The following is a 26,923-nucleotide window of genomic DNA, read 5'->3' as shown; positions in this document are numbered from 1 at the left end:
GGCAAGATGTCGACGTTTCGGATGAATTCGCCCGAGGGCAAGGCGATCCTGGCCCGGGTGCGCGGCGGCGACCATGCACACCCAGGGGAGGAGGCCGCGATCGTCCAGGCCGCGGCGCTGGTCGATCGCGCCGGAGTCCGGCGGATATTGGATGTGGGCTGTGGCCGCGGCGGCACCGCAGGATGGTTCCGGCAGTGCGGCTGGGGCGAGATCGTCGGTGTCGACATCGATGCCGAGTCGGTCGCTCACGCGCGATCACGGTATCCCGGGGTCGAGTTTCTCGTGGCCGACGTCGGACACCTGGACCGGGTCGGACTCGCGCCGTTCGATCTGGTGTACCTGCTGACGGCGTACTACGCGTTTCCGGATCAGCCCCTGGCCCTCCGCCAACTGGCGCAGGCCTGCCGTCACGGCGGGCAACTGTTGCTGGTGGATTACACCTGTCCAGCGGGTGTCGCGCCGCCAGCGGAACTCGGCGGCGAGATCGGACGGCCGGTGGTGCTGGAAGTCCTGGCCGACGCACTGTCCCGCGACGCCTGGGTGGATATCCGAATCACCGACTGGACGCCCCTCTTTGCCGGCTGGTACGCGGACCTGCTGCAGCGGTTTGGCGCGCAGCGGCAAGCCATCGTCGCCGAATGGGGCCGCGACTGGTACGACTACGTGAGTCGCTGGTATGGCGCATTGCATGCCGCGTTGGTCGACCGACGCCTGGGTGGCGCTGCGGTGACGGCGACCCGTACGGGGTGACGGAGGAACACGGTCGTCTGGCTGTCAGCGGTTCGACCCGGGATGCAGAAAGTCGAGGAGCAGCGCGTTGACGGTTTCCGGCGCATCGGCCTGCACCCAGTGGCTTGCCTCGGGGATGCGCGCCACGGTGAGATTGCTGACCCAGCGCTCCAGCCCCTCGGTGAAGCGCAGGCCGAGGTAGCGGTCCTGTTCGCCCCAGATCAGCAACGTGGGACAAACGATCGGGCGAGCGGCCCGGTAGATTTCGAGCGGGTTGCGGCGGAACAGCGCCCGGTAGTAGTTGATTGTTGCGGTCAGCGCTCCCGGCTGCGCGAGCGCGCGGCGGTAGGCTTCGATGTCATCGGGGCTGAAAGCGCCGGGATTCACTGGATCGCGCGACAGCACCCGGTCGAGCGACGCGAAATTGGTGCGTCGCAGCAGCCGTTCCGGCAGCCAGGGCAGTTGAAAGAAGAACACATACCACGATTTCAACAGTTGCGAAGCCGTTCTGAATTCCTCGAACACGCGGCGTGGATGGGGTCCGTTCAACACCACCAGTCGCTGGACCACCTCAGGGTGAGCCATGGCGACGCTCCAGGCGATCGCGCCGCCCCAGTCATGGCCGACGACGATGGCACTGTCCTCGCCGGCCGCCCGGATGATGCCGACGACATCGTCGACCAGATGCTCCAGGCGGTAGGGCGCGATGCCGATCGGCTTGTCCGAGGTGTTGTACCCACGCTGGTCGAGTGCGATGACGCGGAAACCGGCGTCGACAAGTGCCGGAATCTGGCGGCGCCACGCGAACCAGAATTCCGGAAAGCCGTGTAGCAGTAACACCAGCGGTCCCTGTCCTGCTTCCACGTAATGCAGCCGAACATCATTGACGCCAGATTCCCGGTGCTGCCAGCCGGGTGGGAGCGCAATCGCGTCGATCATCGTGCCCGTTTCTCCTGTTTAGCCCTTCCCGGCCGCGCGCAGCCGGCATTCAGGCCTTGGGCAATCGCAGCGATACCGAGATCGTCGCGGCCAGCATCAGCCCGCCAAGCGTGTAGATCGCGCCGACCGGCCCGACGCCATGCGCTGAAGCCAGCGTGTAGCCGGACACCGCACCGAGCATCGTCAGGTTCTGAAACAGGTTCTGCATCGCAACGGCGCCACCGCTCCCGATGGTCTGGTGGCCGATATGCTGCATGGCCGCGTTCAAGGGCACGACGAACAAGCCGCCAGCGGTGCCGATTGCCAACAATACGGCCCGCGCCGCCCAGATGCCTTCGACGTCGGCCAGCAGCAAGAACGACAGGGAGAGTCCATACGCCGGGATCCGTGCCCGCCGTATGCTGTCCAGGGTAATGAACCGCGGTGCTGCCACGGAGCCGATCACGATGCCGATCGCGAGAAACAGCGTCAATTCGGCGATGTCACCGGCGTTCCTGGTCTGCAGCACGAGGGGTGCCCAGGCCACCAGCACGATGCGCAGCGTCGCCGCGGCCGCCCAGAACAGGCTCAGCGACAATACCACGAGCCGGGCGCGGGCCGATGCAAACACGGTCCGGATACGGGCCGCAAGTTGTCCCAGGGCGACATCGAGGCGGGCTCCGCGTGCTTCCAGTCGGGGCAGCGCGAGCCCGGCGACGGCTGAGAGGACGTATAGCCCTGCAGTCAGTGCCAAGGCTTGCGGTACCGAATGGTCGGCGAGTTTGGCTCCGGCCAGCGTGCCGATCAGGATGGCCGCGATCGTGGCGCCCTCGACCACGCTGTTGGCGCGCACGAGGTCATCCTTGGCAACGAGTTCGGGCAGGATGCCGTATTTGGCCGGGCTGTAGAGCGCCGCCCCGACGCCGACGACCGCATAAGCGATCAGCGGCTCCAGACCCGCCAGGATCAGCAGTGTCCCGGTGGCCTTGAGCGCGTTGGCCGCCATGAGTACCTGCGGTTTCGGGAAGCGGTCGGCGGCCGGGCCAACCCATGGTGCGCACGCGACAAAAGCGACCAGAAACACACTCTGCAGTGCGGGAATGTACCAGGCGGCCGGATTCCCGGCCTTCAGCACGATCGCGACGACGACGAACAGGATGGCATTGTCGGAAAACGCCGACAGGAACTGCGCGACGACCAGCGCCAGCAGGTTGCGGTTCATGAATCCCGAAACTCGGGCAGATACCCTTGCAGTGCCGGATAGTCGACCTTCCCGGTTGCCAGCAGCGGTATCGCGTCAATGGATTGCACGCTGCGCGGAATCATCAGTTCGCCGAGTCCCTCGGCACGGGCTGCGGCGACCAGTGCCTCGCGCGTCGCGGACGGTTGTTCGGTCAGCAGCACGATTTGCTCGCCCTTGCGGCTGTCCGGAATGCTGAGCGCTGCGCTGATCACGTTAGGCCAGGCTTTCGCGGCCAGTTCCTCGACGCGCGTCAGCGAGACCATTTCCCCCGCGATCTTGGCAAAACGCTTGGCGCGGCCACTGATCCTCACGAAACCTTCGTCGTCCAGTTCGACGATATCCCCCGTGTCGTACCAGCCTTCGCCCTGAGTCGAACGGGGGGGCACGAGGACGCCGGGCTGGTCGGCCAGCAGGTAGCCCAGCATGATGTTCGGGCCACGAACGTGGAGCCGACCGCCATGCTCGATGCCGGAGACGGGCTCCAGATGGGCCTCGATGCCGGGCAGCAAGCGCCCGACGGTGCCCTCGCGGTAATGCATGGTCGTATTGACGGCCAGCACCGGGCTGGTCTCGGTCGCGCCGTAGCCCTCCATGATGCGGATGCCGAATTTCTCGACCCAACTGCGCCGCGTATCGGACTGCAGCTTCTCGGCACCGGCGAACACGTAGTGGATGCTGTAAAAATCGTAGGGATGGGCATGCTTGGCGTACGCCGCGAGGAAGGTGTTGGTTCCGAACAGGATGGTCGCGTTGATGTCGTAGGCGACTTCCGGAATCACCCGGTAGTGGAGCGGTGAGGGGTAAAGGAATGTCAGCATGCCCGACATCAGTGGCAGCAACGTGCCGGCCGTGAGTCCAAACGAGTGGAACAGCGGCAGCGCATTCAGCACGATGTCCTGGGCCGTGAAATCCACTCTGGCCGCCATCTGCGCGCGATTGCTGAGCAGGTTGGCATGCGACAGGACCACGCCCTTCGGCACGCCCTCGGACCCGGACGTGAACAGAATGACGGCGGGCTGGTCGGGGTCGATGCCCTCGTCTGGCTGCCAGTAGCCTGCAGTGATCGCGGCGAGCGCCCCCCGCAGCTTGTCGAGGCGGCTGATCGTCGCCGCAAGGTCTTCGAGATAGACGAACCGGACGATTTCCTGCAGCCGCTCCACCGCTTCCTCGAGCTTCGCCGCGGTGATGAAGCGGCGCGAGGTCACAACCGTCCGGATCTCGGCCAGACTGCAGGTCGTGACCAGGCTTTCGATGCCGAGGCTGTAGTTCAGCATGGCGGGCACGAAGGCTCGATGTTGCAACCCGAGCAGTGTGGCGACCGTTCCCGCCGCGCTGGGCAGCATCACGCCGATCGTGCGGTGCTCGGTGGGCAGCGTCCGCTGCAGCGCCTGGCCCAGCACCAGCGCCCGCGTGATCAGTCCGTTGTAGGTGATCCGCTGGCGCGACATGTCTTCCAGCACTTGCCGGCGGCCGCCATGCACCCGGCGCGCATCGAGTACGGCGTGAAATAGCGTCTGTCGACGCTCGCCGGTGGCGAAAATCATCTCGCACATCAGGTCGGACAGTTCCGTGCCGGCGGTGCGGCGCCGTCTGTGGAGATTGCCCTTCGGGCAGCAGGCGGTAACCGAAAGATGCCGCGGCGGCAGGAAGTTCAGCGAGATTTTGGGAAACCAGCGCAGGCGCACGACACCCTGCAGGCGCGAGAACGGCGTGTACTGTGCGCCATCGATCCGGACCGGCAGGATGACGGCCGCCGACTTCTCGGCGATCAAGCCGGCCCCGTCGTAGATCTTCATCAGGGCGCCGGTGACGGTGATCCGACCTTCCGGGAAGATGACCGCCTTGCGGTCACCCTGCAGGTAGCGCGTCAGTGCCTTGGTGGACATCGGACTGGTCGGGTCCATCGGGAAGGTGCGGACGAAGCGCAGCGCCGGCTTGACCCACCAGTGTTCCGCGATCCGGGTGTTGATCGCGAAGGTCACGTCGTCGGGCAGGAAAGCCCACAGCAGGAGAGGGTCGAGGTAGGACGTGTGGTTGGCGATGATCAGGACCCGCTGTCCTGCCGCGCGATAATGCGCGTCTCCGGTCACTTTGACCTGGTAGAGCCAGGACAACACCGCCCGGGCGCACCGCTTGACGATACCGGCGACGAAACGGCCGGAAGGTGAGTCCTCGGCCTGAGAGTTGGCGGCGGTCATGAAAAGTCGCATCCTGTGAGTCGTTGTTCGGTCGGTTGCCTGCCGATGGGCGGGCCCGGCGCGCCCAATGATAGCAACAGCCGTCGTTCCGTTGCGTGACGCTGCGCGAAGGGAACCCGCGAGATGCCCGCCCACCGGTGCCAGCGAGAGAGAAAGTGTCATGCCGACTCATGTTTTTACCTACGGCTCCCTGCAGTTGTCCGCTGTCATGAGTGCTGTCACGGGACGGCATTTCGCCGCAGTTCCGGCGCAGTTGCCGGGTTATGCGCGCTATTCGCTCCGCCGTCGTCGCTATCCAGGTCTACGCCCGCGCCGGAATCACACCACCCCAGGTGTCTTGTATCGGGACGTGGATGCGTTGTCGCTGCAGCGGCTCGATGCCTTCGAGGATGCCTTTTATCGGCGTCGGCGCGTGACGGTTTACGTCGGTGGGGAGCATCCGGTGCTGGCCGATGTCTACGTTGTCGAGGCGGCGAGTTACCGCTTGCTGCAGCCGCGGCGCTGGGAACTGGCGGTATTTCGTCGGCGCTTCCTGAAGCCTTACCTGCGGCACTGCCGTCGCGGCTTCGCCGCCGCGCCACGGGACGAAGCCGTCGTATCAGCCTGCGGCGGGTGACACTCCGATCCCTGTGGTTGCGTGGTGTGGTCAATCGCGCTAGCGTGTCGAAGCTGGCGATGTTCGGAATTTCTCTGCTCGTGTCGGCCGCTACCGGCGATCTGCCGGGGCGCATTGGGAATCAGCCCGACCGTCCCTGGGCGGCGGGAAGGAAAGTGTAGACCGATGAATGTTGAAATCGACCAGAGTGACGCTCGCTCGGTGCTCCGACTGAATGAGGAGCGCATCGACGCTCACAACGCTGGCGAGTTGAAGAACTCGCTGCTCAATGCCTTGGAAGACGGCTGTCGACTGCTGATCGTGGATCTTGCCGCAGTGCATTTCATCGACAGCTCGGGGCTGGGCGCTTTGCTGTCCGGCTACAAGAATGCCAACCTGCGTCAGGCGCGCTTCGTGCTGACCGGTCTTCAGGCACGCGTACGTTCGATGTTCGAGCTGACGCGGCTGCACCGCGTGTTCGAAATCGCCGAGCACGTGGGCGATGTGGTGGTGAATCCGTAGGCCGGTGCCGTGCACAAAAACCGATTCACGCTGGACTTGCGCGTTCCGGGTCGTACCGAGTACCTGTCGCTGGTCGGCAGTATCGCGGAATGCGTGGCGCAGCGGCTCGACCATTACCGCGGTGATCGCGAGGCACTGGCTTTCCACCTGAATGTGGTGGTGACCGAGGCGGTCGGCAATGCGATTCGCCACGGCCTTTCGGAGCATCAGCAGAGCCGCGTGCGGCTCTGCATCGAAGTTCGCGGGGACGAGTTGATCATCGAGGTTCATGATCGCGGTCAAGGATTCGATTTGTGTAGCCTTTCCGAGGCCTGCCCCGACGATCTCGACGAGGGCGGGCGTGGCCTGTTCCTGATGCGCTCCCTGATGGACTCGGTTTCGTACCGTCGCACCAGGGCTGGCAACGTGCTGGAGATGCGCAAGCGCTTGCGCTGAGTACCGCACGGAGGGCGGGGGGCGAGGATACCGGGACGGCCTGCCGTTGCTGCCCACGGGCCGCTTGTCGACCATCTGCGAAGGCGTGAGGAGGGAGGACGGTGAGGGCAGTCGCAATACCGAATTGGGACGTCTCGTTCGCCAAGGCCCTGCGCCGCTGTGCGGCCGGGGCCGAACGGTCTGACGACGTGGCCGGGTTCCTGGCCGCGATCAGTCCGGATTATCGCCGGTGGGTCGAACCTTGCGCAGCGGTTCGGGACTACCGTGATTTTTCGGCGATGAAGAGCGAGACGGACCTGGCCGTCGCGCTGCGGATCAGCCCGGACCGCGTTTCTCTGCTGGTACGCTTCGCCCTGCCATCCGAGCGTCCGCTCGATGAATTTCTTCCCTGGCTCGCTCATCTGGGCTTGCGCGTCCACGACCACATTCAGTTCGTGCTGCGCCTGCCGTCGCACTGCGGGTTCGTGAGGTTGTTTCGCGTGGTGCCGCAACAAGCCGATATGGCGGCGCTGTTCGCGCGGCGTCGGCAGCTGATCGAGGCGCTGGAAGGCGTTGCCCGCGGTGCCTTGCCCGACGACCCCATGAACGGACTGATTGCCTCGGGCAATCTTGCGGCGGCGGATGCCGATGTGCTCCGCGCTTACCGGAACTACTATGCGCAGCTGCACGGCCCCATCCCGGGAGGACGTCTCGAACAGGCGCTGCTAGCGCACCCGCAGGTGGCGCGGATCCTGTTCGATTACTTCGCGGCCCGTTTCGACCCCGTCGACGGAATGTCCGATCTGTCGGTCCGCGAGGAGACCCGTTTGGAGCCGCTGCGCCGGACCCTGTCGGAGGCTCTGGTCGACGTGGTGGATGTCGAAGCCGATCGGCTGCTGCGGGCGTTGTTCAACATGATCGATGCCACGCTCCGGACCAACCACTATCAGCGGGGCGAACGTGCCGATGCGGCTCTGGCGCTGAAAATCGACGCGCTCGGCGTCATCGACATGCCCGCTCCGCGACCGGCGTACGAGACCTACGTGCATGCCGTGGATTTAGAGGGCATACACCTGCGAGGTGCCCGCGTCGCGCGGGGAGGGATCCGCTGGTCGGAACGGACGACGGACCTCAGGGCGGAGATTCTCGACCTGCAACAGACGCAGATGCTGAAGAACGCGCTCATCGTTCCGCAGGGTGCGAAGGGCGGGTTCGTGATTCGCAAGCCGCCGGCGGGGCTGGAGGACCGGTATGCGGCCTGCCGCCGCATCTACCGCCGTTTCATCGAAGCCCTGCTCGATGTGACCGATCAGACCCCCGGGCCGGTGACCCGGCGGGGGGCGCAGGTGCTGGCCTACGAAGGAACCGACAGTTACCTGGTCGTGGCGGCCGACAAGGGAACCTCGGGTCTTTCCGACCTGGCCAACGAAGTTGCCGCCGAAACGGGTTTCTGGCTGGGAGATGCCTTCGCGAGCGGGGGTTCACGTGGTTACAACCACAAACGTTTCGGTATCACTGCGCGCGGCGCCTGGGAGTGCCTCCGGCGGCATTTCCGCGAGTTGGGTCGTGATCTGGAGCGCGAGCCCATCACGGTCGTCGGGGTCGGCAGCATGGATGGCGATGTGTTCGGCAATGCCATGCTGTTGTCGGAAAACATTCGTCTTCTTGGTGCGTTTTCCGCCGCACACGTGTTTCTCGACCCGAACGGTGACGCGGCCAGCGCCTTTCGGGAGCGCCGGCGGCTGTTCGAGTTGCCGGGGTCGACCTGGGACCACTACGACCGCTCCGTGATCGGCAACGGCGGCGGCGTCTTTCCAAGAGGCGCGAAGTGGATTCCGCTGTCGCCCGTTTGCCGCGAGTGGCTCGGCGTCCGGGAAAGCGGGGTGGATGGCGAGGAACTGGTGCGGCTGCTGCTGACTGCCCCGGTCGATTTGCTGTGGTTCGGCGGCATCGGGACCTACGTCAAGAGCCGCGACGAAAGCGCGGAGCAGATCGGTGACCGTGCGAACGAAAGCGTGCGGGTGGACGCCGCCGCGCTGCGGGCAAAAGTGGTCGGCGAGGGCGCCAATCTGGCGTTCACGCAGCGAGGCCGGGTCGAATACGCGCTGTGCGGCGGTCGGATCAACATGGATGCGATCGATAACTCCGGCGGAGTGGATCTGTCCGATCACGAGGTCAACCTGAAAATTTTGCTCGGCCCGGCGTCGGGTATTGAGACGCCGATGCGCGGCAGCCGCGACGACTTGCTGTCTGCGGTCGCGAACGAAGTGTGTGCGGCGGTCATTGCCCACAATGCCGATCAGAGCCTGGCGTTGTCCCTGGACGAAGCGCGTTGTCGCGCCCGGCCCGAGCCGTTCTTCGAATTGGTCGCCCGGTTCGAGGAAACGGGACTGCTGGATCGCCGGCGTGCGGGAATTGCCAGCCGGACCGAGGTGCAGGCCCGGGCGCAGCGCGGCCTGACGCGGCCGGAACTGGCGCAGTTGCTGGCGCCCGCGAAACTGACGCTCAAGACGGCGTTGACGGAGGCCCTCGGATTTTTCGATTGCGACTGTTACGAAGCGGAGCTGCGGGCCTATTTTCCCGAGCGGATCCGAGCCGGATTCGGCCCCGAGTTGCGCCGACATCCGCTCGCCCGGGAGATTACCGCCAGCCAGCTGTGCAACCGGATCATCGATCGTGCCGGGGCGACCTTTCTGACCTGGACTGGCGAGCCGACACCGCGAGTCTTGAGTCGGGCGGTGATGCTGTACGTTCTTTTCGACGGCGCTCTGGGTGGCGCGGGTTTGCAGCGCGCGATTCGGGCCATGACGGCGCTGCCGGCCGAGCGTGAGATCGCATGGCTGCTGCGGGTGGAGCAGGCGCTGCAGGTGTTGTGCCGCTGGGGTTTGGCGCGCTCTACGCCGAACGCGGCTGACGCCGCGACCGTCGAGCTCTGGCGTAGAGACTGGCTGGCCTTTTGCGAAGTCGTTCACGCAGCGCGCATCGATAGTGGCAAGGCCCTGGCGGACGCGGTGACGGCTGCCGACGAGGAGGCGGATCCGGAACTGACAAAAGCCCTGGTGCCCTTGGAGTACGCGGCCGAGTTCCCCCATGTGTTGGCTATTGCCCGGTACACCGCGATTGATCTGAGCGAGGCTTGGTCGCGTTACCGTCGCGTGGCCGCCTGGCTGGGATGGCCCGAGATTCAGCGCAGCGTGTCACGCTCAGTGCTCGAGGAAGGCCAGGTGGCGGCCCTGTTCGCAGCGCAGGAGCGATTGTTCGGAGCCTTCGGCCGTCTCGCCACCGCATCGGTCGTGGCCGGCGGGACGGATCCGCAGCGCTTTCTCGAAACGCTGCGCGATCAGGGATTACTGTCTAAGGTGCCGCGCCTCAGGCAGCGGATTGCGGGTGCCGCCAGCCACCAGCTCGTGGAGTGGCTCATGATTCTGCTGAGCGAGGCCGAAGCGGCCGCGGACGATTGCAGCGGTGCGGTGGGAGCACTCGGCACTCAGTAGACCTTCAAGACCAGCAGGCTGGTGTCGTCCGCCTGATGGTCCTCTCCGCGGAATGCTCGGACATCGTCGAGCAGCGCCTGCATCAGGGTGTCGGGTGGTTCCAGTCGATGCTTCAGCAGTTGCGAGCAAAGCCGCTCGACGCCATACATCTCGCCGTTCCGGTCGATGGCCTCGATGACGCCATCGGTGTAGAGCAGCACGACGTCTCCCGCCTTCAGCAACAGGCTCTTTTCCTCGAAGCGGACTTGCGGTCGTACGCCGAGGACCAGTCCCTCGGCATCCAGGGTGACGCACCGCTGACTGTGGTTCTTGGCGACCAGGCCCGGGCAATGTCCCGCATTCGCATAGCGCAAGCGGCGGGTGATCGGGTCGAAGTCGACGAACAGCATCGTGATGAACAGGTCGGCGCCGTTCAGATCGTCGAAGAGCAGTTCGTTCAGAACGGACAGCATGCCGGCCGGTCCGAACTGACCGCCATCGGCGCCCGCAGTCCTGATCTCCGCCCGCAGCGCACTGCGCGTTTCGGACATCATCAGCGCCGCACCGACACTGTGTCCCGAGACATCCGCGATCGCGAGGCTAACGCCCTCCTTCGATGAAAAGTAATCGTAGAAGTCGCCGCCGACCGCACCGGCCGGGATGCAGATGCCGGTAGCCTCGAGCTTGTCGCTCTTCAGGCGTGCCTTCGGTAGCAGCGAGGTCTGTATATGGCGTGCCATCTCCAGTTCATGCCGTGTCTCGGCGGCGCGCTGGCGCTCGGTTACATCGGCGATGATCCAGATGAAATGGGTGACGCGGCCATCACCATCGCGCACGGGCGATACCTGGAGGTCGGCCCAGAATGACGCGCCGTCCTGGCGCTTCACGCGGGTGGTCAGCGAAACCGGCGCGGCTTCGGCGAGGCCGGCGTCGATCACGCGCCACGCTGCCGGGTCGCCGTCGGGCCCCAGCAGGACGGTTTGACTGCAACGCAGCAGACGTTCTTTCGGAACCCCGACCATGCCGCTCAGCGTGGCATTCGCATAAATGATCGGCCGGTCGTCGGTCAGTGCATCGATGATGGTGATGCCGACGCTGGCGGCCTCGATAGCGCGCTCGCGAACGCGCAGCGCATCCTCGAAGCGTTTGCGTGTCGTAATGTCATGATCGACCCCGCGCCAGGCCAGGATCTCGCCCCGTTCCCCGATTACGGGCTCCCCTGAGGATTCGGTAAAGACTTCTCGCCCGTCCTTGTGGCGGTAGCGGTTGACCAGGCGCCGAAAGGCCCGCGGAATGTTCGGCGAGGCGGGGAGGGCGCTGGTCCAGTGCCGGCGGTCGCCTTCGGTAAGGATCTCGAGATACGACTTGCCAATGATTTCCTCTGGCCGGTATCCCAGGATGGTGAACAGGGCTGCGCTCGAGTAGGTATACCGCCCCTCGCTGTCCTGTTCCCAGAGCCACTCCCCTGCCAGTTCCGTGACTTTTCGGAAGCGCTGTTCGCTGCGGGCGAGAGCGGTTTTAGTCATCTCCTGCTCGGTGACTTCCTGGCGCGCGATCAGGAAGTGGGTGATCTGGCCCGATTCGTCGGTCAGTGGGGATAGCGTCTCCAGCAGCGAGACCGTCGCTCCATCGATGACTTCCTGCAGAATTTGCTTTCCGCTTGCGGTGCCGGCTGCGCCTCCCTGTTGCAGCTTTGAGACGAAACTCTCGCTTCCCAGTTTGAGGGCCGCCTCGTCCAGGCAGCGACCACGCAGTTCGGTTTGCTCTGCGCCGGCCAGGTGACAGAAGGCCGGATTCCCGTGCACGGCCCGTCCCTCGTGGTCGACGATCAGCATCGCGAACGGGCTCTGTTCGAAGGCCCGGGTCAACAACAGCGCATCAGCTGGACACGCGTCGCGCGCATGCGACTGCTCGAGCGTCATAACCGCCCCGCCGTCCGCAGTCCGTCTGATCGTCACGTCGAGCCGCGCCGCTGAGCCGCGGGACTCCTGCGCCGGCCATCGCTGAGTGACGGCCCGTTCGACAGCGTGAGGTTCCGTCCCCAGGCGACGATACGCAGCCAGTACCGGCGCGCCGAGGATTGCAGTGAGAGCGTCCAGCTTCGCTCCGGTCAGCTCCGAGGCCTGGGTTCCCAACGAGGCGGCGGCCCGGTGATTCGCGAAAGCGACGCGCCCCGATCCATCAATCGCAAGGATTGCGATCGGAAGGGCCTCCAGTATCGGGGGCAGCGGCGCTGTGACCGCCGCCTCGGGCAACGGAGACGCCTTCACGTTGGGGTCTGGCCTGCTGCGGGTGTCCGACGGGGTTGGCCTTCGGTCGTGTTCAGCCACGGCCGTGCCGGCCTTTCGGCTGATTGAGCCGGTGGGTGTGAGACAGGCGCCGCGACCTCATGTGTCAGTCTGCTGACCCGTATTCCGCAGGGTTGTAGGGCCCCCCGCCCGTCCGGCCGTCACCGGAAGGGCCGGTTCAGGGACGTTGAAAGACGGGCCCGTATTGGGTCTCCGTCTGGAAGTCCTGCCATACCAGCGGTGGCCGGGTAATTGGCTGGGTCGGCACCGGGAACGTCACGATGTCGACGATTCCGGAGAGCGTGCGGCCCAGTGTATGCAGCAGTCCCTTGATCGCGCCACCCGTCACGCCGAACAGCGCATTGGTCTGGTTGGTCGTGATAATCATGTTCTTGGGGATCTCGGCGATGCCGAGCGCCATGTTGCTGAATCCGGAAGCCAGCTTGCGACCGACGAGTTGTCCGTAATCGGCGGGTGGTGGCGCCGGTTCCGCGGCGCTTACGCCGTGCCAGAGCAGTTGCCCCATCAGCACCATGACCGCGAGGAGCGATGCCGCACGTGACGACCGGGTTACCATGGCAGTTCTCTCCCGCGAAAATCCAGGAACCGGCCGGACTGTGCCGGAGTATAACCGTCGATGATGCGGCGCATTCCGGCGACGCTCTCGGCCGGCAGGGTGGGGGCTTCTCTTCCGCCCATATCGGTCCTGACCCATCCCGGGTGGAGTATCAATACGCCGATGCCGGGCACTTTCAGGTCGATTGAGAGGCTTTTCATTGCAGCGTTCAGGGCGGACTTGCTGGACCGGTAAAGGGGAGATCCGCCGCTGCCATTGTCGGCGATGCTGCCCATCAGACTGCTGACCGCAATCACCAGCTTGCGCTGCCCGGCTTTCAGGTTGGGAAGCAAGGCTTCTGCGAGCTTGACCGGGGCCAGGGTGTTGATGCGGAGCACTTCGGCCCAACGGGCGTAATCGAGACGCCCGAACGGCCGGTCGCGCGTGTCACCGTAGACGCCGGCGTTGTTGAGCAGTATGTCGATTGCCGTGCCCCTGAGGCTGGCGGCTAGTGCGTCGACCGCGTTGAAGTCGCTGACGTCGAGCGCATGGATCGATAACTGGCCCTGCGCAGGGTCAAGTTCTTGCAAGTCGATCGCTGCCGTGGGAGAACGGCAGCAGGCCAGCACGTTCCAGCCGGACTCGAGGTATTGACGACAGAATTCAAGACCCAGCCCGCGATTGGCTCCAGTGATGAGAACGGTCGGCATGTTCGAACGGACTCCGCTAGATCGGCACCTGACAAAGCAGCGCGAGGAACCGCGTCTCTCGGTTTGCGGTCACTCGCGCCGCATGATAGCCGATGCCGCGCCGATGCGGTAATCAGGCGCGTCGGGAGTCGCTCAGGCCGCGAAATTCTTTGCGGCGAACTCCCAGTTGACGAGACTCCAGAAGGCTTCGACATACTTGGGACGGACGTTTCGGTAGTCGATGTAATATGCGTGCTCCCAGACGTCGCAGGTCAGCAGCGGAGTCTGTCCGGCCGTCAGAGGGCATCCGGCATTGCTGGTGCTGACGATCGCGAGACTGCCATCCGCGTTCTTTACCAGCCAGGCCCATCCGGAGCCGAATGTGGTCACGGCGCACTTGGTGAATTCCTCTTTGAATTTCTCGAAGGAGCCGAAGGCGCTGTCAATGGCGCTGGCCAGCGCGCCGGTCGGGGCGCCGCCACCATTTGGGGCAAGGCTGTGCCAGTAGAACGTGTGGTTCCAGATCTGCGCCGCATTGTTAAAGATGCCACCCGCTGGCGCCTTCTTAATGATTTCCTCGAGCGACAGACCGGCGTACTCGGTGCCCGGAACGAGATTGTTCAGGTTGGTCACGTAGGTCTGGTGATGTTTGCCGTGGTGGAACTCCAGTGTCTCGGCAGAGATATGCGGCGCCAGAGCATCCTTGGAATAGGGCAGATCGGGCAGGGTATAGGTCATAAGGCATTCCTCCAGGTAGAAAATCAGGTTTCACAGGCTTAGGACGCCGCAGAAGGCGGTAACTTCATGCGACAATCATGCCATGATTTTACCATCGCTCGCGCGACGCGGAGAAGTCGTCCGCTGTGAGCGGGTGTGTTGCCCGATGTGCCCAGGCGAAGGGGTGTGTGGCGTCGTGGTGGGCCCGCAGTAGCGGGGACGGTCAGCTTTTCGTTGGGCCGGACCAGCGCTGGATTCTGGCTTTCCAACTGCCGTCGGGTTGTCGCTGGAGAACGTTGTAAAGCACGCCGTCGTACTGGTAGCGGATACCTGGGGTCGAGGTACCGATGCGCTTGATTTCCGAAAAGGTCGTGGTCACTACGATGGTGTCCTCCTTCTCACTGTGCGCGCCGACCACGTCGACAGCGAACTCCCCGGACTGCATGAGACTCTGCCAGAACGCCCGGATCTGCGCGGGGTTGCGTGAGACCTCGCCGTCCGGCCGCAACAGCATCGCGTCACCCGTATAAAGCGCGAGAATCTCGTCGAGTTGGCGGTGGGCAAGGGCGGTGTTCCAGCGTGCAGCGCTCATTTCGGCAACGCTGTGGGCGGTTTCGGCGTGGACGGAGCCGGCGGCCGCCATGGCCGCGAGCAGGGAGGAAATCCGTAATCGCTTCATCTTGATACTCGTCAATTGAGACTGAATTACTATAGACTATAGCTCGGGTATTTTGGTTGACAATGTTGAATAAAATTTTCTGATTGTTTCCATAAACGGACAGATGAACAAGGTCGCGAATGGATAAACTGACTAGCATGATCGTGTTTACGAGGGTCGCCAAGGCGGGCTCGTTTGCGGCAGCTGCCAAGGAGATTGGTCTCTCGCGGGCGATGGCGACGAAACACGTCATGCAACTCGAGAACAGCCTCGGTGTTCGCCTGCTGAACCGCACGACACGACACCTCAGCTTGACCGAGGTGGGCGTGGTCTACCTGGAACGGTGCCTGCAGATTCTGGATGACATTGAAGAGACCGAGCTAGCGGTTACACGGCTGCAGACCGAGCCGCGCGGGGTGCTGAAGGTCACGGCGACGCCGTTCTTCGGCGCCTATCATCTGGGCCCGGCCATCGCCGCCTATCTCGAACAGTATCCCGACGTGGGTGTCGAGCTGATTCTTCAAGCCGGCTATGTGGATTTGGTCGAGGAAGGCTTCGACCTCGCCATTCACCTCGACGAACTGCGGGATTCCAGTCTGATTGCCCGCAAGCTGGGGATTTCTCAGCGCATCGTTTGCGGTTCGCCGGACTACTTTCGACGGCGGGGTACACCAAAAACCCCGGAGGACCTCAAAAAGCACAACTGCCTGGTCAATTCGACGCTGGCGCCGCGGGACCAATGGCAATTCATCGAGCCGACCGGCGGCAAGCCGACGGTCGTCAAGGTTTCGGGCTCGATGGAGAGCAATGCGGCCGATGCCTTGCGAATGGCAGCCATTCAAGGACTCGGTCTGGTTTTGCTGCCGACTTATATGGTCGGCCAGGATATACGCAAGGGGCGCCTGACGGCCGTGCTGACCCATCATGTTCCGGCGCCCCTCGAGATCCATGCCGTGTATCCGCACCGCAAGCACCTGTCGGCGAAGGTTCGGACCTTCGTGGACTTTCTCCACACCCGCTTCCAGCCCACGCCGTACTGGGAAGACTGGGGTGAAGCGCACGACTGAGGAACCTTCCGCCTGCCCCGAGTGGTCTTACTAATCTGGTTTGCCTCAAGCCGAGGCGACCGGCGGCGCGGCGCACAAAGTGCGTGGCGTTTGCGGTGCGGTCAGTGCGGCCCACCCTACAAGTGCTGACAACCCTTTATCGGAGGCTCGGTTAACAATGCAGCGGCAGGATGAATTCATCACCATCATGAAGGACATGATGCTCCTCTTCTCGGTCTTGGCGAGCGTCGGTTCCTTCTACCATGCCAAGATCGTGGCCGGGCTGTGCTACCTCGCGGTCGCCGCGGTGTTGTATCACGAGGCGGCCGTGCGCCATTGGCTGCGTCGGCACTTCTCGTCAGGCGTTTAGGCAACAGCATGCCGGTCGAGATCGAGCGGAAGTTCCTGGTCGTCGGAGGGGAATGGCGGCAGCAGGCCGCGCGTTCGTTGCGGCTTCGCCAGGGTTATCTGAATCGCGCACAGGACTGCTCCATCCGTGTGCGCTGCGACGGCGAGCGTGGGTGGCTGAATATCAAGGGCGTAACGATCGGCGCACAGCGGCGGGAATACGAGTACGAGATCCCGCTGGCGGAAGCCGAGGAGTTGCTCAACGATTTCACACAAGGCCCGCTCGTAGAGAAAACCCGGTTCTTCATCGAAGCCGGGGACCATGTGTGGGAAGTCGATGAATTCGAGGGTGACAATGCCGGTTTGGTCGTCGCCGAGATCGAACTGGAGGATCCCGACGAAGTCTTCGAGCGCCCCGTCTGGCTCGGCGCGGAGGTGACCGACGACGTCCGCTATTACAATACCCAACTGGCGCACCATCCGTATCGCGATTGGGCTCGTCCCTGAGGCTCGACCGAGTCGTCGGGGGCGTGCCGGAACCGCCGGGATGGTCTGAACTTGAGCGAAGTGAATGACGATGTTCTGGGTCTCGTTTCTGGCAATTGGATTGAGCGTCGTCGGAGTGGTTGGGTGGATCGGCTCCCGCTTGCCGAAGACCCACATCGCCGCCAGTCGCATACGGCTGGCTGTGCCGCCGGAGGAGGTGTGGCGCGTGATCACGGATTTCAGTGCCCATCCCGACTGGCGCCCCGGTCTCGAGCGCGTGGACTTGGGCCCGGATATCGATGGCCTTCCGAGTTGGTATGAGGTCTGCGCACGGGCGCGCGTGCATTTTCGCGTGGTCGAGAGCGCGCCGCCCCGGCGCCTGGTCACTCGACTGGTGGGCGAAGGTCTGCCCTTGAGCGGGACCTGGGTGTATGAACTGGTGCCGGCCGGGGAGGGCGAAACCGAATTGGTCATTACCGAGCAGGATCGGATCTACAGTCCCTTCTTTCGCTTTGCGACACGTTTCATCCTGGCATATCACGGTGTCATGGACGTATTCCTGATCGCGCTGGCGCGTGCATTCGGTCAGGATGCGCAGCCGGAACATCTGAGTCTGCGTCAGGAGAGCGGAGCGGGCGAAGCATGAGGCGCGCGGCAACTGACTCATCGCGGGGATGTGTCGTGCCCGAGAGGGCAGCCCCGTCAGGCACGAACGCCCTCAGCCGGACATGGGGTGGTCAGCAATGCTGAGTCCCGGCGGGCAGGCGTCACGGGATAACTTTTTGTTGCTGGCCACGGTTTTCGAGGGCGGTCTATTCGGAATTGCTTTTCTGCTGGGCTGGATTCTCTCGATCGATCCGATCGCTCACTGGTCGCTGAACACGACCGCCGTGGCGTGGGGCTTGATCGGCACGCTGCCGTTATACGCGCTGTTCGTCTTCAGCTATCGCGCGCCGGGCGGCGGACTGAAGCAGATCCGTCAACTGCTCCTCGAGCGGTTGGGCCCATTTTTAAACGCTTGCAGCGCGCCTGATCTGATTTACCTCGGATTGCTGGCGGGCGTGACCGAGGAAGTGCTCTTCCGCGGCCTTTTGCAACCCTGGTTCGAAGGCAACTGGGGCTGGTTGGGCGGTCTGGTATTCAGCAATCTCGTGTTTGCTCTGGCGCATTGGGTGACCCCCCTGTACGGGTTGCTGGCGGGGCTGACCGGCGCCTACCTCGGCTGGTCACTGGACGTTTCCGGTGAGCGGAACCTGGTGGTTCCGGTCTTGATCCATGGTGTCTACGATGTGCTGGCCTTCATGGCCGTGGCCCGCAGCTACCGGGCCTATGCCGCGGGGCGCGGCCTTTAGGCTCGCGCCGGGCAGGGGCGAGCCGGCGCCCTCGGGTGCGCTTCGGTGTTGGCGTCGTCGCCGGCTCCGTGTCCCCGGCCGCATGAACCGCCTGTGCTGGTGCCACCAACGATAAATTTGGCATACGGATTTCCAATGCTTCGCATTCATTCACTGGAGTGGTCGACGCGCCGTGCTTTGCGGCGCCTTCAAAAACTGGGCCTCATCGCGGTTGCTGCGGGACTGGTCGCGTGCGCGCACGTCGAACGCGAGGCGTCTCAGGGTATGGAAACGGAACTCGGTCTGGCCGGGTTCAAGGTCATGGCCGCCGACAGTGCCGAGAAGCAGAATATGTTGCATTCTTTGCCGCCACAGACGGTGACGCGGATAGTCCGACCCGATCAGACCTATTACATATACGCCGACCCCAATCTCTGTGCCTGTCTTTACGTCGGGCGTCAGGCCGAATACGACGCCCTGACGCGCCTGGGCGTCGAGCGGCGCCTGTCCGACCAACAACTTGCGGTCAACGAAATGGAGCAGGGACAAGCCGCCGGCTGGACCCCGTCCGGACCCTGGGGCAACTGGGGATGGGGCGGTGGTTACGGCGGCTACGGTGGAATGGGGTACGGCGGCGTTGGGCCGGGGGGGACGGGGTACGGCGGCGGCATGGGACCGGGCGCCACCGGCTACGGTGTAGATGGTTGGGGCGGAGCCTACATGCGCCCCGCCTGGGATCCGTGGTAGATCCGCGGCGCAGGGAGGGGGGGCGGTTCATCTCTGGACCCGGAGTACAGCCCACGCCAGGAATACAGGATTAAAGATCCCGATCCCGGCGACGGCTTCGCTTCATCGACTCTGGAGATACGCCATGAAAGCTTGCCAACTGTACTAGGCGGCAATCGTCATCGCGGCACAAGGCGACGTGATTTACGTCGATTTGGCGAACGACCAGGCCATCTATGGTTATCCTGGTCATGCCCGTATCGGGGGGATCAGTGTCGGCCGCTAGGGCTGGTCGACCCAGCACTTGCAAGGGTAGGCCTGACGTCAGGCATGCACTGACGGAGCCGCCCGGAACGATCGCCGGCTCCGTCCCGCACGCCGACGGCCCCCTGTCTTGGCTGACGGTTTCGCATGACCTTTGGTTCGCACCCGTTCGGTGACGCCCTTGGAGAGCCGGTCGGACGAAAGCGCTACTTTGTCGACCGATGGCCACGCCCGGCGCCTGTCGCCCAAAGGTGGTGGACTGATCTCGCAGGTTTCGAAAGCCGGATCGATGGGGTTTTGTTTCAGCCCGTCTCATCCAGTTCGTTACTGAGCAGGATGAACAGCTTGCTGGTGATGATCTCGTTCTTGTGCAGGTTGTTGAGCGTTTCGATCTGCACCGAGTTCAACGCGGCCTCGGCGCTCGCTTCGTTCAGGTGATTCAGCAGGAAGGCATGCTTTTTCGTCAGCGTGTCCATCCGACTCCGGGTGTTCTCCTGGAAGGATTGGTAGAGCGCGACCAGTTTGTCGAGGGCGGTCTTGTCATCGAACACCTCGCCGAAGCTGCTGTCGCTGAGTGAGGCCAGTTGGTCCAGCGCATGGGCGTTGATCTTGGTCAGGGCCCACAGGTACAGGTACATCTCTTCCGGTTTGATGAAGTAGCTCCGAGAGAAGAACAGCCGCCGAAAAAATGCGATGAGCTGTTCGAAGCCATCGGTCGGGAAGCTTTCCTGTGCTGAGCTGACCTGTGCCTTGCCGTTTTCGATACGGTCCGTCTGGATGCTCAGCATGTTGAGGATCTTCTTGTAGATCTTCTCGGTTATCTCGCCCCTCTGAAATAGCTCCTTCAGCTTTCCCTTCTCGACGCCCAGGGCGTAGATGCGCAGTATGTTTTCGAGCAGTTCGCCGGACTCGCGCAGATGGCTCTTGCAGTTGAAACAGGCCTTTTGGTACAGCGCCAGGTACTGCTGATCGAGAATCTGGTACTGGGGCTCGGTGATTTTGTTGTTCTCGACCAGTTCCTTGAGCTTGGCGCGCATTTCGTCATACATTGCCGCCTTGCTCTTGTGATATCCGACCCACTCTTCCTCGGTCAGCGCGTCGATACCGAGCCAGTTCATGACCCTCCCTATCGTCGTGGCCTTGATCAGCAGCGTGAAGTAGATACTGCCGATCGTGATGGCGGCGACGAACTGCTTGACGCTGAAATCGTAGGTCCAGCCCGGTATGGTCACATCGTCGGGGATCAGCAGCACCATGATGACGGCCAGCGACCCGCGCAGGCTGCCCCAGGACAACAGGTGCATCCAGTTGGCCGGAATCGGCTCGCCCCGGCCGATCAGGTTCAGTATCCATAGCAACGGATAGATCGAGATCGCCCGTCCCACGACGACGACGGCGATGGCCAGAGCGATGGGCAAGATGGCGACGTTCAGCGAGATCGACAGGCTGGCGAACAGCAGGCCCATCAGGATGAAGACCAGGGAGTTCGTGACGAAGGCGAAATAACCCCAGAACTTCTCCATGTACTCTTCGACGCCGGGCGACATCTTGTAGCGTCCGAAATTGCCGATGACCAGCGATGCGACGGTCGTGGCGATGATGGACGACAGATGGATGGAGTGGCCGAGGATCACCAGATGCTCGGAAATGACCTCGGCCAGGATGAAAGTGAAATGCGCAACCAGCAGCGTCAGCGTGATTTCGAGATGTTCGTTGCCTCGGACCCATTCGATGATTTTGGCGAAACCGAAGCCCATCAGCAGGCCGAACAGGATGCCGCCGATCAGCATCGTGAAGAACGAAAAGAGCGCCGACGTGATCGAGGCGTAGCCACTGTAGCCGTGCACCAGCAATTCGAGCACGACAAGAAAGGCGGCAAAACCGGTGGCGTCGTTCAGGAGGCTTTCGCCCTCGAAGATCAGGGTCAGCCGCTTCGGTGCGCCGTACTCCTTGAAGAGCGCGAGCACGGCGACCGGGTCGGTCGACGAAATGATCGCGCCGAACAGCAGCAAGGCCAGCAGCGGCACCTCGAAGCCGGCCAGCCGGAACACATAGAATCCGACGACGCCGATGAAGACGGTGGAAACGATCAGGCCGACGACGGCCAGCAGCGCGATCGAATGGATGTTCTCGGTCAGGCTCCGGATGTTCATGTTGTAGGCCGATTCGAAGATCAGGATCGGCAGGAACACGAAGAAGAGGAGCTCCGGTGTCAGATGAAAGCTGGTGATGAACGAGAAGAACTCGATCTTCGAGATCGGGACCAGCAGTGAGCCGGCGATCACCAGCAACACCGTGTAGGGGACCTTCAGCTTGCGCGCGAGCAGAAATACCGCGAGCGAAAGCAGCATCAGGCTGAACAGGGACAGGAATACGTCGAGGTGCATGCTGGATTCCTTTTCGAAAGCCTCAAGATTCTTCAGAGTGGTTTGACCGCAGTGCGGTGCTGGCCCGAGCACGAACTCGTGACATCGTCAGCCTCCTGCCGCGCTCGGGTTACCCGTTCGCGCCCTTTGCGGCTCGAGCCAAGCTGACCGGTGGCTTCCCAGGGCTCCGGTGCCGGCTTCGCGGGGCGGCGGTCGCGTTAAGGTTTCCATTTAAGCACAGCACTTTAGATTCTGCGCCGGCGTCTCGTTGCCTTCAGTGTTGCCGCGGAACATCGCGGAGCACGTGGCTCTCGCCGAGATAGGTGACGCCGGTATCGAAACCGCCGTCCGGGTGGAGTTCCAGCCAGCGGTAACCCGGCGGCAAGACCGAGCGCCGGAAGCTCGTCGACCGCGGCTCGAACTGGCAACTGGTCGCCGGGGCCCCGAGCACCCGAACGCGGCCTACCGTCGCATCGAACGCCTGGTGGATATGACCAAAAATCACGATGCGGGTGCCGTTGCCCCGGCTCTGCAGCAAGTCCATCAAGGCGTCGCCATTGCGCAGCATCATGGCATCCATCCATGGGCTCCCGCAGGGCACCGGATGATGGTGGACTGCGACCAGCAGGTGTTGGTCCGGGGCGTCGTCTATGGTTGAGGCCACCCGTTCGAGTTGATCCTCGCACAGGAAGCCGTCCGAGCGGCCTGGGACCGAACTGTCCAGCATCAGGATCCGCCAGTCGCCGTATGTGCGCTCGGACTCGACCCCGGCGTTGCCGCCGATCAGACACTCGTGCAGCAAGTCAGGGTGATCGTGATTGCCCGGCAGGCACAGACAGGGTACTGGCACGCGGCGCAGTTGCTGGCGGAGCAGGGCATACGCTGTCGGCGTTGGCTGCTCGACCAGATCCCCGGTCAGCAGGACCACATCATAGGCTCGCGGCTCGGACAGCGCGTGATCCAGCACCGCTCGCAGCGAGGTTTCCGTATCCAGCCCCTGCACTCGCCCACCCGTTGCATCGGGCAGGTGGCTATCCGTCAGGTGGAGGATCCGGAGCGGCTGCATGAGGTGGTCGACGATCATCGTCTTGGCGGTTTTGGCGCCAGTCCGGTGTGCAACGAGGCGGCGCTCAGGGGCCGCCGGTTTCCGACGAAGCCCGCAGGGTCTTGGCCAGCACCATCGAGTTGCGTCCGGGGCTGTAGGTCTGCTGGCGCTCGAGCGGCATGGCGTCTATGGCCAGGGGCACATAACCCCGCTCCCGGAACCAGTGGCTGGTCCGCGTGGTCAGTGCGAAAAGTTGCCTGATGCCCTGCTGACGCGCGCGCTCCTCGATGTGCTGCAATAGCCGCTCGCCGCGCTTGGCGCCGCGATAGCCGGCCTGGACGGCGAGGCAGGCCAGTTCGCCCATGCCTGCCTCAGGGTAGGCATGCAAGGCCGCACAGGCCACGATCAGTCCGTCTCGCTCGGTCACGAAATAATCGTCGATATCGGTTTCCAGGCGTTCCCGCGAGCGCGGGACCAGGATCCCGCTGTCTTCGAGCGGGCGGATAAGTTCCAGTATGCCGGCGACATCGTGGCTGGTGGCGGTTCGTGTCGCCTCGTACGGCGTCTGGCTGACCAGCGTACCGACCCCGTCGCGCGTGAACAACTCCTGCAGCAATGAGCCGTCAATGTGCCGGTCCAGCAAGTGAGCCCGCTCGACGCCCGCTTCGCAGGCCAGACAGGCTGCGCGCAGGTGTGGCCGCACCGCGTCCGGTACCGGGGAGTCCGGAGCCGTCATCAAGGCCTCGGCTTCCCCCGTCGTGATTTGCTGTACGAGGGATGCACCGTCGGCGCCATAGAGTGCCTGTTCCATCAACAGGATCAGCTTGTGGGCGCCGAGCGCTACGGCTGCAGAGGTGGCGATTTCTTCGGCACTCAGATTGAAGACCTCGCCGGTGGGCGAATAGCCGATCGGCGACAACAGCACGACATTGCCGCTGTCCAGTTGGCTCCTGATGCCCTCGGTGTCGATACGGCGGACCTCGCCGGTGTGTTCGAAGTCGATGCCGTCCTGCACGCCGAGCGGCTTGGCGACGACGAAATTACCCGAGGCGACCCGAATCCGCGCGCCTGCCATCGGCGAGTTGGCCAGGCCCATCGACAGCAAGGCCTCGATCTCGACCCGCACGGCACCGGCAGCCTCTTTGACGCAGGCCAGAGCGGCCGCATCGGTGACCCGCAGGCCGCGGTGGTAGCGTAGCGTCGCGCCCTGCTCGGTCAGGCGGCGTTCCACCTGTGGCCGGATCCCGTGCACCAGCACCAGCCGGACGCCAAGGCTGTGCAACAGGGCGAAGTCATGGGCGAGGTTCGCGAAAAGACCGTCTGCGACCGTCTCACCGCCGAAGGAAATGACGAAAATCTTGCCGCGGTGGGCATTGATATACGGCGAGGTATCACGCAGCCAGCGGACGAACGGGGCGTTGCTCAACGGATTCGTTTCCCCCGTCAGTGCAAGCAGAACTCGTCGATCAGCTGCTCGAGGATTGCGATGCAGGGATCGATATGCGCCAACGGCAGGAACTCATCCGGCTGATGGGCCTGCGCGATGTGCCCGGGGCCCATAACGAGTGTCTGCAGTCCGGTTTGCGTCAGCAGCGGCGCTTCGGTGCCGAAGGCCACGGCTGCGGCATCGGCTCCGGTGATGGCTTCGCAGCGGCGCACCAGGAGCGCATCGGCTGGCGTCTCGAACGGCGGAACCCCGGCAAACAACGATTCGACCGATCCGCGCAGACGTGGGTGGCGGGTCAGTGCGGCGGCCACACGCCGCTGCAGATCTTCACGCAGCGCGCTCATCTGCATGCCGGGCAGCGGTCGCAGATCGATGTTCAGCCGGCAGTGGCCACAAATCCGGTTCGGGTTGTCGCCCCCGGCGATCGAGCCGAGATTGAGGGTCGGGAATGGCACGTGAAACGCCGCATTGTGATGTTTGGCCTTGATCTCTTCGCGCCATTCGATCAATTCGCACAGGATGGCGTGCATGCCGTCGATCGCATTGGCGCCGAGATCCGGATCGCTCGAATGTCCGGACTGCCCTTCGACATCGATCGCTTCCATCATGACGCCCTTGTGCATCCGGATCGGCTTCAGGCCGGTCGGTTCCCCGATGATGCAGTAGCGGCCCAGCCGTCGCTGCTGTGCGGCCAGCAGACGGGCCCCCGACATCGAGCTTTCCTCGTCCGCGGTGGCCAGGATGACCAGCGGCCGTTTCAGCTTCCGGGCGTCGAGCCGGCTGGCCGCAAGCACGGCGAGCGCCAGAAACGACTTCATGTCGGCGCTGCCGAGGCCATACAGCACGTCGTCCCGAATCTCGCCGGCGAACGGGTCGGTGGACCAGCGACCCTCGTCGAACGGGACGGTATCGGTATGGCCGGACAACACCAGGCCATCCATGGCTTCCGTACTGCCCAGCGTCGCGATCAGATTGGCCTTGCGGTCGTTGATCTGTTGGATCTCGATGGCAAAGCCCAGGGTTTCCAGCCAGTCGGCAAGCAGCGCAATCACACCGGCGTTGCTCTGGTCGAGTGCCGGGTCGGCGCTGCTGACCGAGGGGCTCGCGATCAGCGCCCGCATCATGTCCAGTACCGAGGGCGGCCGGACGATCATCGGGGTCAGCGCAGCGGCAGGTCGCGGTCGGTGACGGCGCCTTCCGAGGCAGTGCCGACCAATACCGCATATTTGGCCAGTACACCGCGCCGGTAGCGTGGCGCCGGGGCCTTCCACGCAGCCAGGCGTGCAGTCAGAACCTGAGGGTCCACATGCAGCCGCAGCTCGCGGGTTTCGGCATCGATCGTGATCGTATCGCCGTTCTCGACCAGGGCCAATGGTCCGCCGGCGCAGGCCTCGGGCGTGATATGCCCGACGACGAAGCCATGCGTACCACCGGAGAAGCGTCCGTCGGTGATCAGCGCGACTTCCTTGCCGAGCCCACGCCCCATGACGGCGGAGGTCGGTGACAGCATTTCGCGCATGCCGGGTCCGCCCTTGGGGCCCTCGTAGCGAATCACGATGACATCGCCGGACTGCACGGTGCCATCCAGGATCGCTGTCAGGGCCAGTTCCTCGCAGTCGAATACACGGGCGGAACCCGTGAACTGCAGCCCTTCCTTGCCGCTGATCTTGGCCACGGCACCTTCCGGCGCGAGGTTGCCGCGCAGCACGACCAGATGGCTGTCCTTCTTGATGGGCTGCGTCAGAGGGCGGATGATCTCCTGTCCTTCGGGATAGGGCGCGACATCGGCCAGGTTCTCGGCGACGGTCTTGCCGGTCACGGTCATGCAGTCGCCATTTAGCAGCCCCCGATCCAGCAGCATCTTCATCAGCGGCAGGATCCCGCCAATCTCGATCAACTCCGCCATCGAATAGCGCCCGCTCGGCTTCAGGTCGCCGAGCACCGGCACGCGCTGGCCGATGCGCGTGAAGTCGTCGAGTTCCAGCGGCACGTCGACCGCGTGGGCCATCGCCAGCAAGTGCAGCACCGCGTTGGTCGACCCGCCCAACGCGATGACAACCGTGATCGCGTTCTCGAAAGCCTGGCGGGTCATGATGTCGCGCGGCTTCAGTCCCAGTTCCAGCAGTTTCAAGACTTGGGCGCCGGCGCGCTCGCAGTCCAGCGTCTTCTCCGGTGACACGGCAGCCTGTGCCGAGCTTCCCGGCAGGCTCATGCCCAGCGCTTCGATCGCCGAGGCCATCGTATTGGCCGTGTACATTCCGCCGCAGGACCCGGGACCTGGAATCGCCTTGGCTTCGATAGCCTTCAGCTCCGGATCGTCGATCTTGTTGTTCGCTCGGGCCCCGACGGCCTCGAAGACGGACACGATGTCCAGCTTGCGTTCGCCGTGGCAGCCCGGGAGGATCGTACCGCCATAGACGAAGATCGATGGACGGTTCAGGCGCGCCATCGCGATCACGCAACCCGGCATGTTCTTGTCGCAGCCGCCGATCGTGACGAGGCCGTCGAAGCCCTGGCAACCGACTACGGTTTCGATGGAGTCGGCGATGACCTCGCGGGAAACGAGCGAGTACTTCATCCCTTCGGTGCCCATCGAGATGCCGTCGGAAATCGTGATGGTGTTGAACACGACGGCCTTGCCGCCGGCGCTATCGGCGCCGCGGGCGGCATCGTCGGCGAGGCGATTGATGTGCATGTTGCATGGTGTGACCATGCTCCAGGTCGACGCGATGCCCACCTGAGGCTTGGCGAAGTCGGCGTCGGTGAAGCCCACCGCATGCAGCATGGCGCGGCTCGGCGCGCGCTGCATGCCGTCCACGACCTCGGCGGAGAATTCACGGCGTTTGTCGTTGCTCAAGTCGGTC

The 26,923-nt window shown here is 63.8% G+C and carries 24 protein-coding genes; 11 read left to right on the top strand and 13 right to left on the bottom strand.

Annotated features, from left to right (window positions below):
* The first annotated feature begins 21 nt into the window (after nucleotides 1-21).
* Nucleotides 22-750 carry a class I SAM-dependent methyltransferase gene (locus tag BWR02_RS18625; protein WP_162560235.1) on the top strand — a complete coding sequence of 243 codons (729 nt, stop codon included), beginning with the start codon at nucleotides 22-24 and terminating at the stop codon, nucleotides 748-750.
* A gap of 24 nt (nucleotides 751-774) precedes the next feature.
* On the opposite strand, the gene BWR02_RS18620 is transcribed toward BWR02_RS18625, so the two are convergent.
* From BWR02_RS18620 to BWR02_RS18610, 3 genes are read right to left on the bottom strand one after another with little or no spacing between them, the layout of a single operon-like run.
* Nucleotides 775-1,668 carry an alpha/beta fold hydrolase gene (locus BWR02_RS18620; protein ID WP_139559417.1) on the bottom strand — a complete coding sequence of 298 codons (894 nt, stop codon included), beginning with the start codon at nucleotides 1,666-1,668 and terminating at the stop codon, nucleotides 775-777.
* 49 nt (nucleotides 1,669-1,717) lie between these two features.
* Nucleotides 1,718-2,869, bottom strand: coding sequence for a lysophospholipid transporter LplT (gene lplT, locus BWR02_RS18615; protein ID WP_139559416.1), 1,152 nt, complete (start codon nucleotides 2,867-2,869; stop codon nucleotides 1,718-1,720).
* Nucleotides 2,866-5,100: an AMP-binding protein gene (locus tag BWR02_RS18610; RefSeq protein WP_236102416.1), complete on the bottom strand. Its 2,235-nt coding sequence runs from the start codon at nucleotides 5,098-5,100 to the stop codon at nucleotides 2,866-2,868. The genes lplT and BWR02_RS18610 overlap by 4 nt, the downstream gene beginning before the upstream one ends.
* A gap of 148 nt (nucleotides 5,101-5,248) precedes the next feature.
* Here BWR02_RS18610 and BWR02_RS18605 point away from each other — a divergent pair, with 148 nt between their 5' ends.
* The 4 genes from BWR02_RS18605 to BWR02_RS18590 all read left to right on the top strand — a co-directional run bounded on the left by BWR02_RS18605 (nucleotide 5,249) and on the right by BWR02_RS18590 (nucleotide 10,113).
* Nucleotides 5,249-5,704, top strand: a complete 456-nt coding sequence (locus BWR02_RS18605) for a gamma-glutamylcyclotransferase family protein (protein ID WP_162560234.1) — start codon at nucleotides 5,249-5,251, stop codon at nucleotides 5,702-5,704.
* A gap of 165 nt (nucleotides 5,705-5,869) precedes the next feature.
* Complete coding sequence (locus BWR02_RS18600; protein ID WP_139559413.1) at nucleotides 5,870-6,205, top strand: STAS domain-containing protein; 336 nt, start codon at nucleotides 5,870-5,872, stop codon at nucleotides 6,203-6,205.
* 9 nt (nucleotides 6,206-6,214) lie between these two features.
* Entirely contained in the window at nucleotides 6,215-6,640 is a 426-nt protein-coding gene (locus BWR02_RS18595) for an ATP-binding protein (RefSeq protein WP_139559412.1), read from the top strand.
* A 101-nt stretch (nucleotides 6,641-6,741) separates the two neighbouring features.
* Complete coding sequence (locus BWR02_RS18590) at nucleotides 6,742-10,113, top strand: NAD-glutamate dehydrogenase domain-containing protein (RefSeq protein ID WP_139559411.1); 3,372 nt, start codon at nucleotides 6,742-6,744, stop codon at nucleotides 10,111-10,113.
* Here the strand turns inward: BWR02_RS18590 and BWR02_RS18585 are convergent.
* From BWR02_RS18585 to BWR02_RS18565, 5 genes are all read right to left on the bottom strand, one after another.
* Entirely contained in the window at nucleotides 10,107-12,362 is a 2,256-nt protein-coding gene (locus BWR02_RS18585) for a SpoIIE family protein phosphatase (RefSeq protein ID WP_139559410.1), read from the bottom strand. The genes BWR02_RS18590 and BWR02_RS18585 overlap by 7 nt on opposite strands.
* A 196-nt stretch (nucleotides 12,363-12,558) precedes the next feature.
* Nucleotides 12,559-12,957: an exosortase system-associated protein, TIGR04073 family gene (locus tag BWR02_RS18580; protein WP_236102414.1), complete on the bottom strand. Its 399-nt coding sequence runs from the start codon at nucleotides 12,955-12,957 to the stop codon at nucleotides 12,559-12,561.
* Nucleotides 12,951-13,646 carry an SDR family oxidoreductase gene (locus BWR02_RS18575; RefSeq protein WP_139559409.1) on the bottom strand — a complete coding sequence of 232 codons (696 nt, stop codon included), beginning with the start codon at nucleotides 13,644-13,646 and terminating at the stop codon, nucleotides 12,951-12,953. The genes BWR02_RS18580 and BWR02_RS18575 overlap by 7 nt, the downstream gene beginning before the upstream one ends.
* 132 nt (nucleotides 13,647-13,778) lie before the next feature.
* Entirely contained in the window at nucleotides 13,779-14,363 is a 585-nt protein-coding gene (locus tag BWR02_RS18570) for a superoxide dismutase (protein WP_139559408.1), read from the bottom strand.
* Nucleotides 14,364-14,565: 202 nt separating this feature from the next.
* A complete protein-coding gene (locus BWR02_RS18565; protein ID WP_139559407.1) occupies nucleotides 14,566-15,021 on the bottom strand; it encodes a YybH family protein in 456 nt (151 codons plus the stop codon).
* 119 nt (nucleotides 15,022-15,140) lie between these two features.
* Here BWR02_RS18565 and BWR02_RS18560 point away from each other — a divergent pair, with 119 nt between their 5' ends.
* The 6 genes from BWR02_RS18560 (at nucleotide 15,141) to BWR02_RS21125 (ending at nucleotide 18,958) form a co-directional block, all read left to right on the top strand.
* Nucleotides 15,141-16,067 carry a LysR family transcriptional regulator gene (locus tag BWR02_RS18560; RefSeq protein ID WP_139559406.1) on the top strand — a complete coding sequence of 309 codons (927 nt, stop codon included), beginning with the start codon at nucleotides 15,141-15,143 and terminating at the stop codon, nucleotides 16,065-16,067.
* Between the two features lie 157 nt (nucleotides 16,068-16,224).
* Entirely contained in the window at nucleotides 16,225-16,416 is a 192-nt protein-coding gene (locus BWR02_RS18555; protein ID WP_139559405.1) for a hypothetical protein, read from the top strand.
* A gap of 8 nt (nucleotides 16,417-16,424) precedes the next feature.
* Nucleotides 16,425-16,901: a CYTH domain-containing protein gene (locus tag BWR02_RS18550; RefSeq protein ID WP_139559404.1), complete on the top strand. Its 477-nt coding sequence runs from the start codon at nucleotides 16,425-16,427 to the stop codon at nucleotides 16,899-16,901.
* A 64-nt stretch (nucleotides 16,902-16,965) separates the two neighbouring features.
* Nucleotides 16,966-17,526, top strand: coding sequence for an SRPBCC family protein (locus BWR02_RS18545; RefSeq protein WP_139559403.1), 561 nt, complete (start codon nucleotides 16,966-16,968; stop codon nucleotides 17,524-17,526).
* 97 nt (nucleotides 17,527-17,623) lie between these two features.
* Nucleotides 17,624-18,232: a CPBP family intramembrane glutamic endopeptidase gene (locus BWR02_RS18540; RefSeq protein WP_139559402.1), complete on the top strand. Its 609-nt coding sequence runs from the start codon at nucleotides 17,624-17,626 to the stop codon at nucleotides 18,230-18,232.
* A 135-nt stretch (nucleotides 18,233-18,367) separates the two neighbouring features.
* Complete coding sequence (locus BWR02_RS21125) at nucleotides 18,368-18,958, top strand: hypothetical protein (RefSeq protein WP_201276324.1); 591 nt, start codon at nucleotides 18,368-18,370, stop codon at nucleotides 18,956-18,958.
* A gap of 545 nt (nucleotides 18,959-19,503) precedes the next feature.
* On the opposite strand, the gene BWR02_RS18530 is transcribed toward BWR02_RS21125, so the two are convergent.
* From BWR02_RS18530 to ilvD, 5 genes are all read right to left on the bottom strand, one after another.
* The gene (locus tag BWR02_RS18530; RefSeq protein WP_139559401.1) at nucleotides 19,504-21,588 is read right to left on the bottom strand and encodes a cation:proton antiporter; all 2,085 of its coding nucleotides are present in this window, start codon (nucleotides 21,586-21,588) and stop codon (nucleotides 19,504-19,506) included.
* Between the two features lie 253 nt (nucleotides 21,589-21,841).
* Nucleotides 21,842-22,651: a phosphodiesterase gene (locus BWR02_RS18525; RefSeq protein WP_139559400.1), complete on the bottom strand. Its 810-nt coding sequence runs from the start codon at nucleotides 22,649-22,651 to the stop codon at nucleotides 21,842-21,844.
* A gap of 46 nt (nucleotides 22,652-22,697) precedes the next feature.
* The gene (gene argA, locus BWR02_RS18520; protein ID WP_201276323.1) at nucleotides 22,698-24,038 is read right to left on the bottom strand and encodes an amino-acid N-acetyltransferase; all 1,341 of its coding nucleotides are present in this window, start codon (nucleotides 24,036-24,038) and stop codon (nucleotides 22,698-22,700) included.
* Between the two features lie 17 nt (nucleotides 24,039-24,055).
* Nucleotides 24,056-25,213 carry an acetylornithine deacetylase gene (gene argE / locus BWR02_RS18515; RefSeq protein ID WP_139559398.1) on the bottom strand — a complete coding sequence of 386 codons (1,158 nt, stop codon included), beginning with the start codon at nucleotides 25,211-25,213 and terminating at the stop codon, nucleotides 24,056-24,058.
* Nucleotides 25,214-25,218: 5 nt separating this feature from the next.
* On the bottom strand, nucleotides 25,219-26,916 hold the full coding sequence (ilvD, locus tag BWR02_RS18510; protein ID WP_139559397.1) for a dihydroxy-acid dehydratase: 1,698 nt from the start codon (nucleotides 26,914-26,916) through the stop codon (nucleotides 25,219-25,221).
* Nucleotides 26,917-26,923: the final 7 nt, after the last annotated feature.

It is taken from the genome of Methylotetracoccus oryzae (assembly GCF_006175985.1).
Taxonomy (GTDB): Bacteria; Pseudomonadota; Gammaproteobacteria; order Methylococcales; family Methylococcaceae; genus Methylotetracoccus; species Methylotetracoccus oryzae.
The sequence above is the reverse complement of the archived record's forward strand: the minus strand, read 5'-3'. Positions and strand labels throughout refer to the sequence as shown.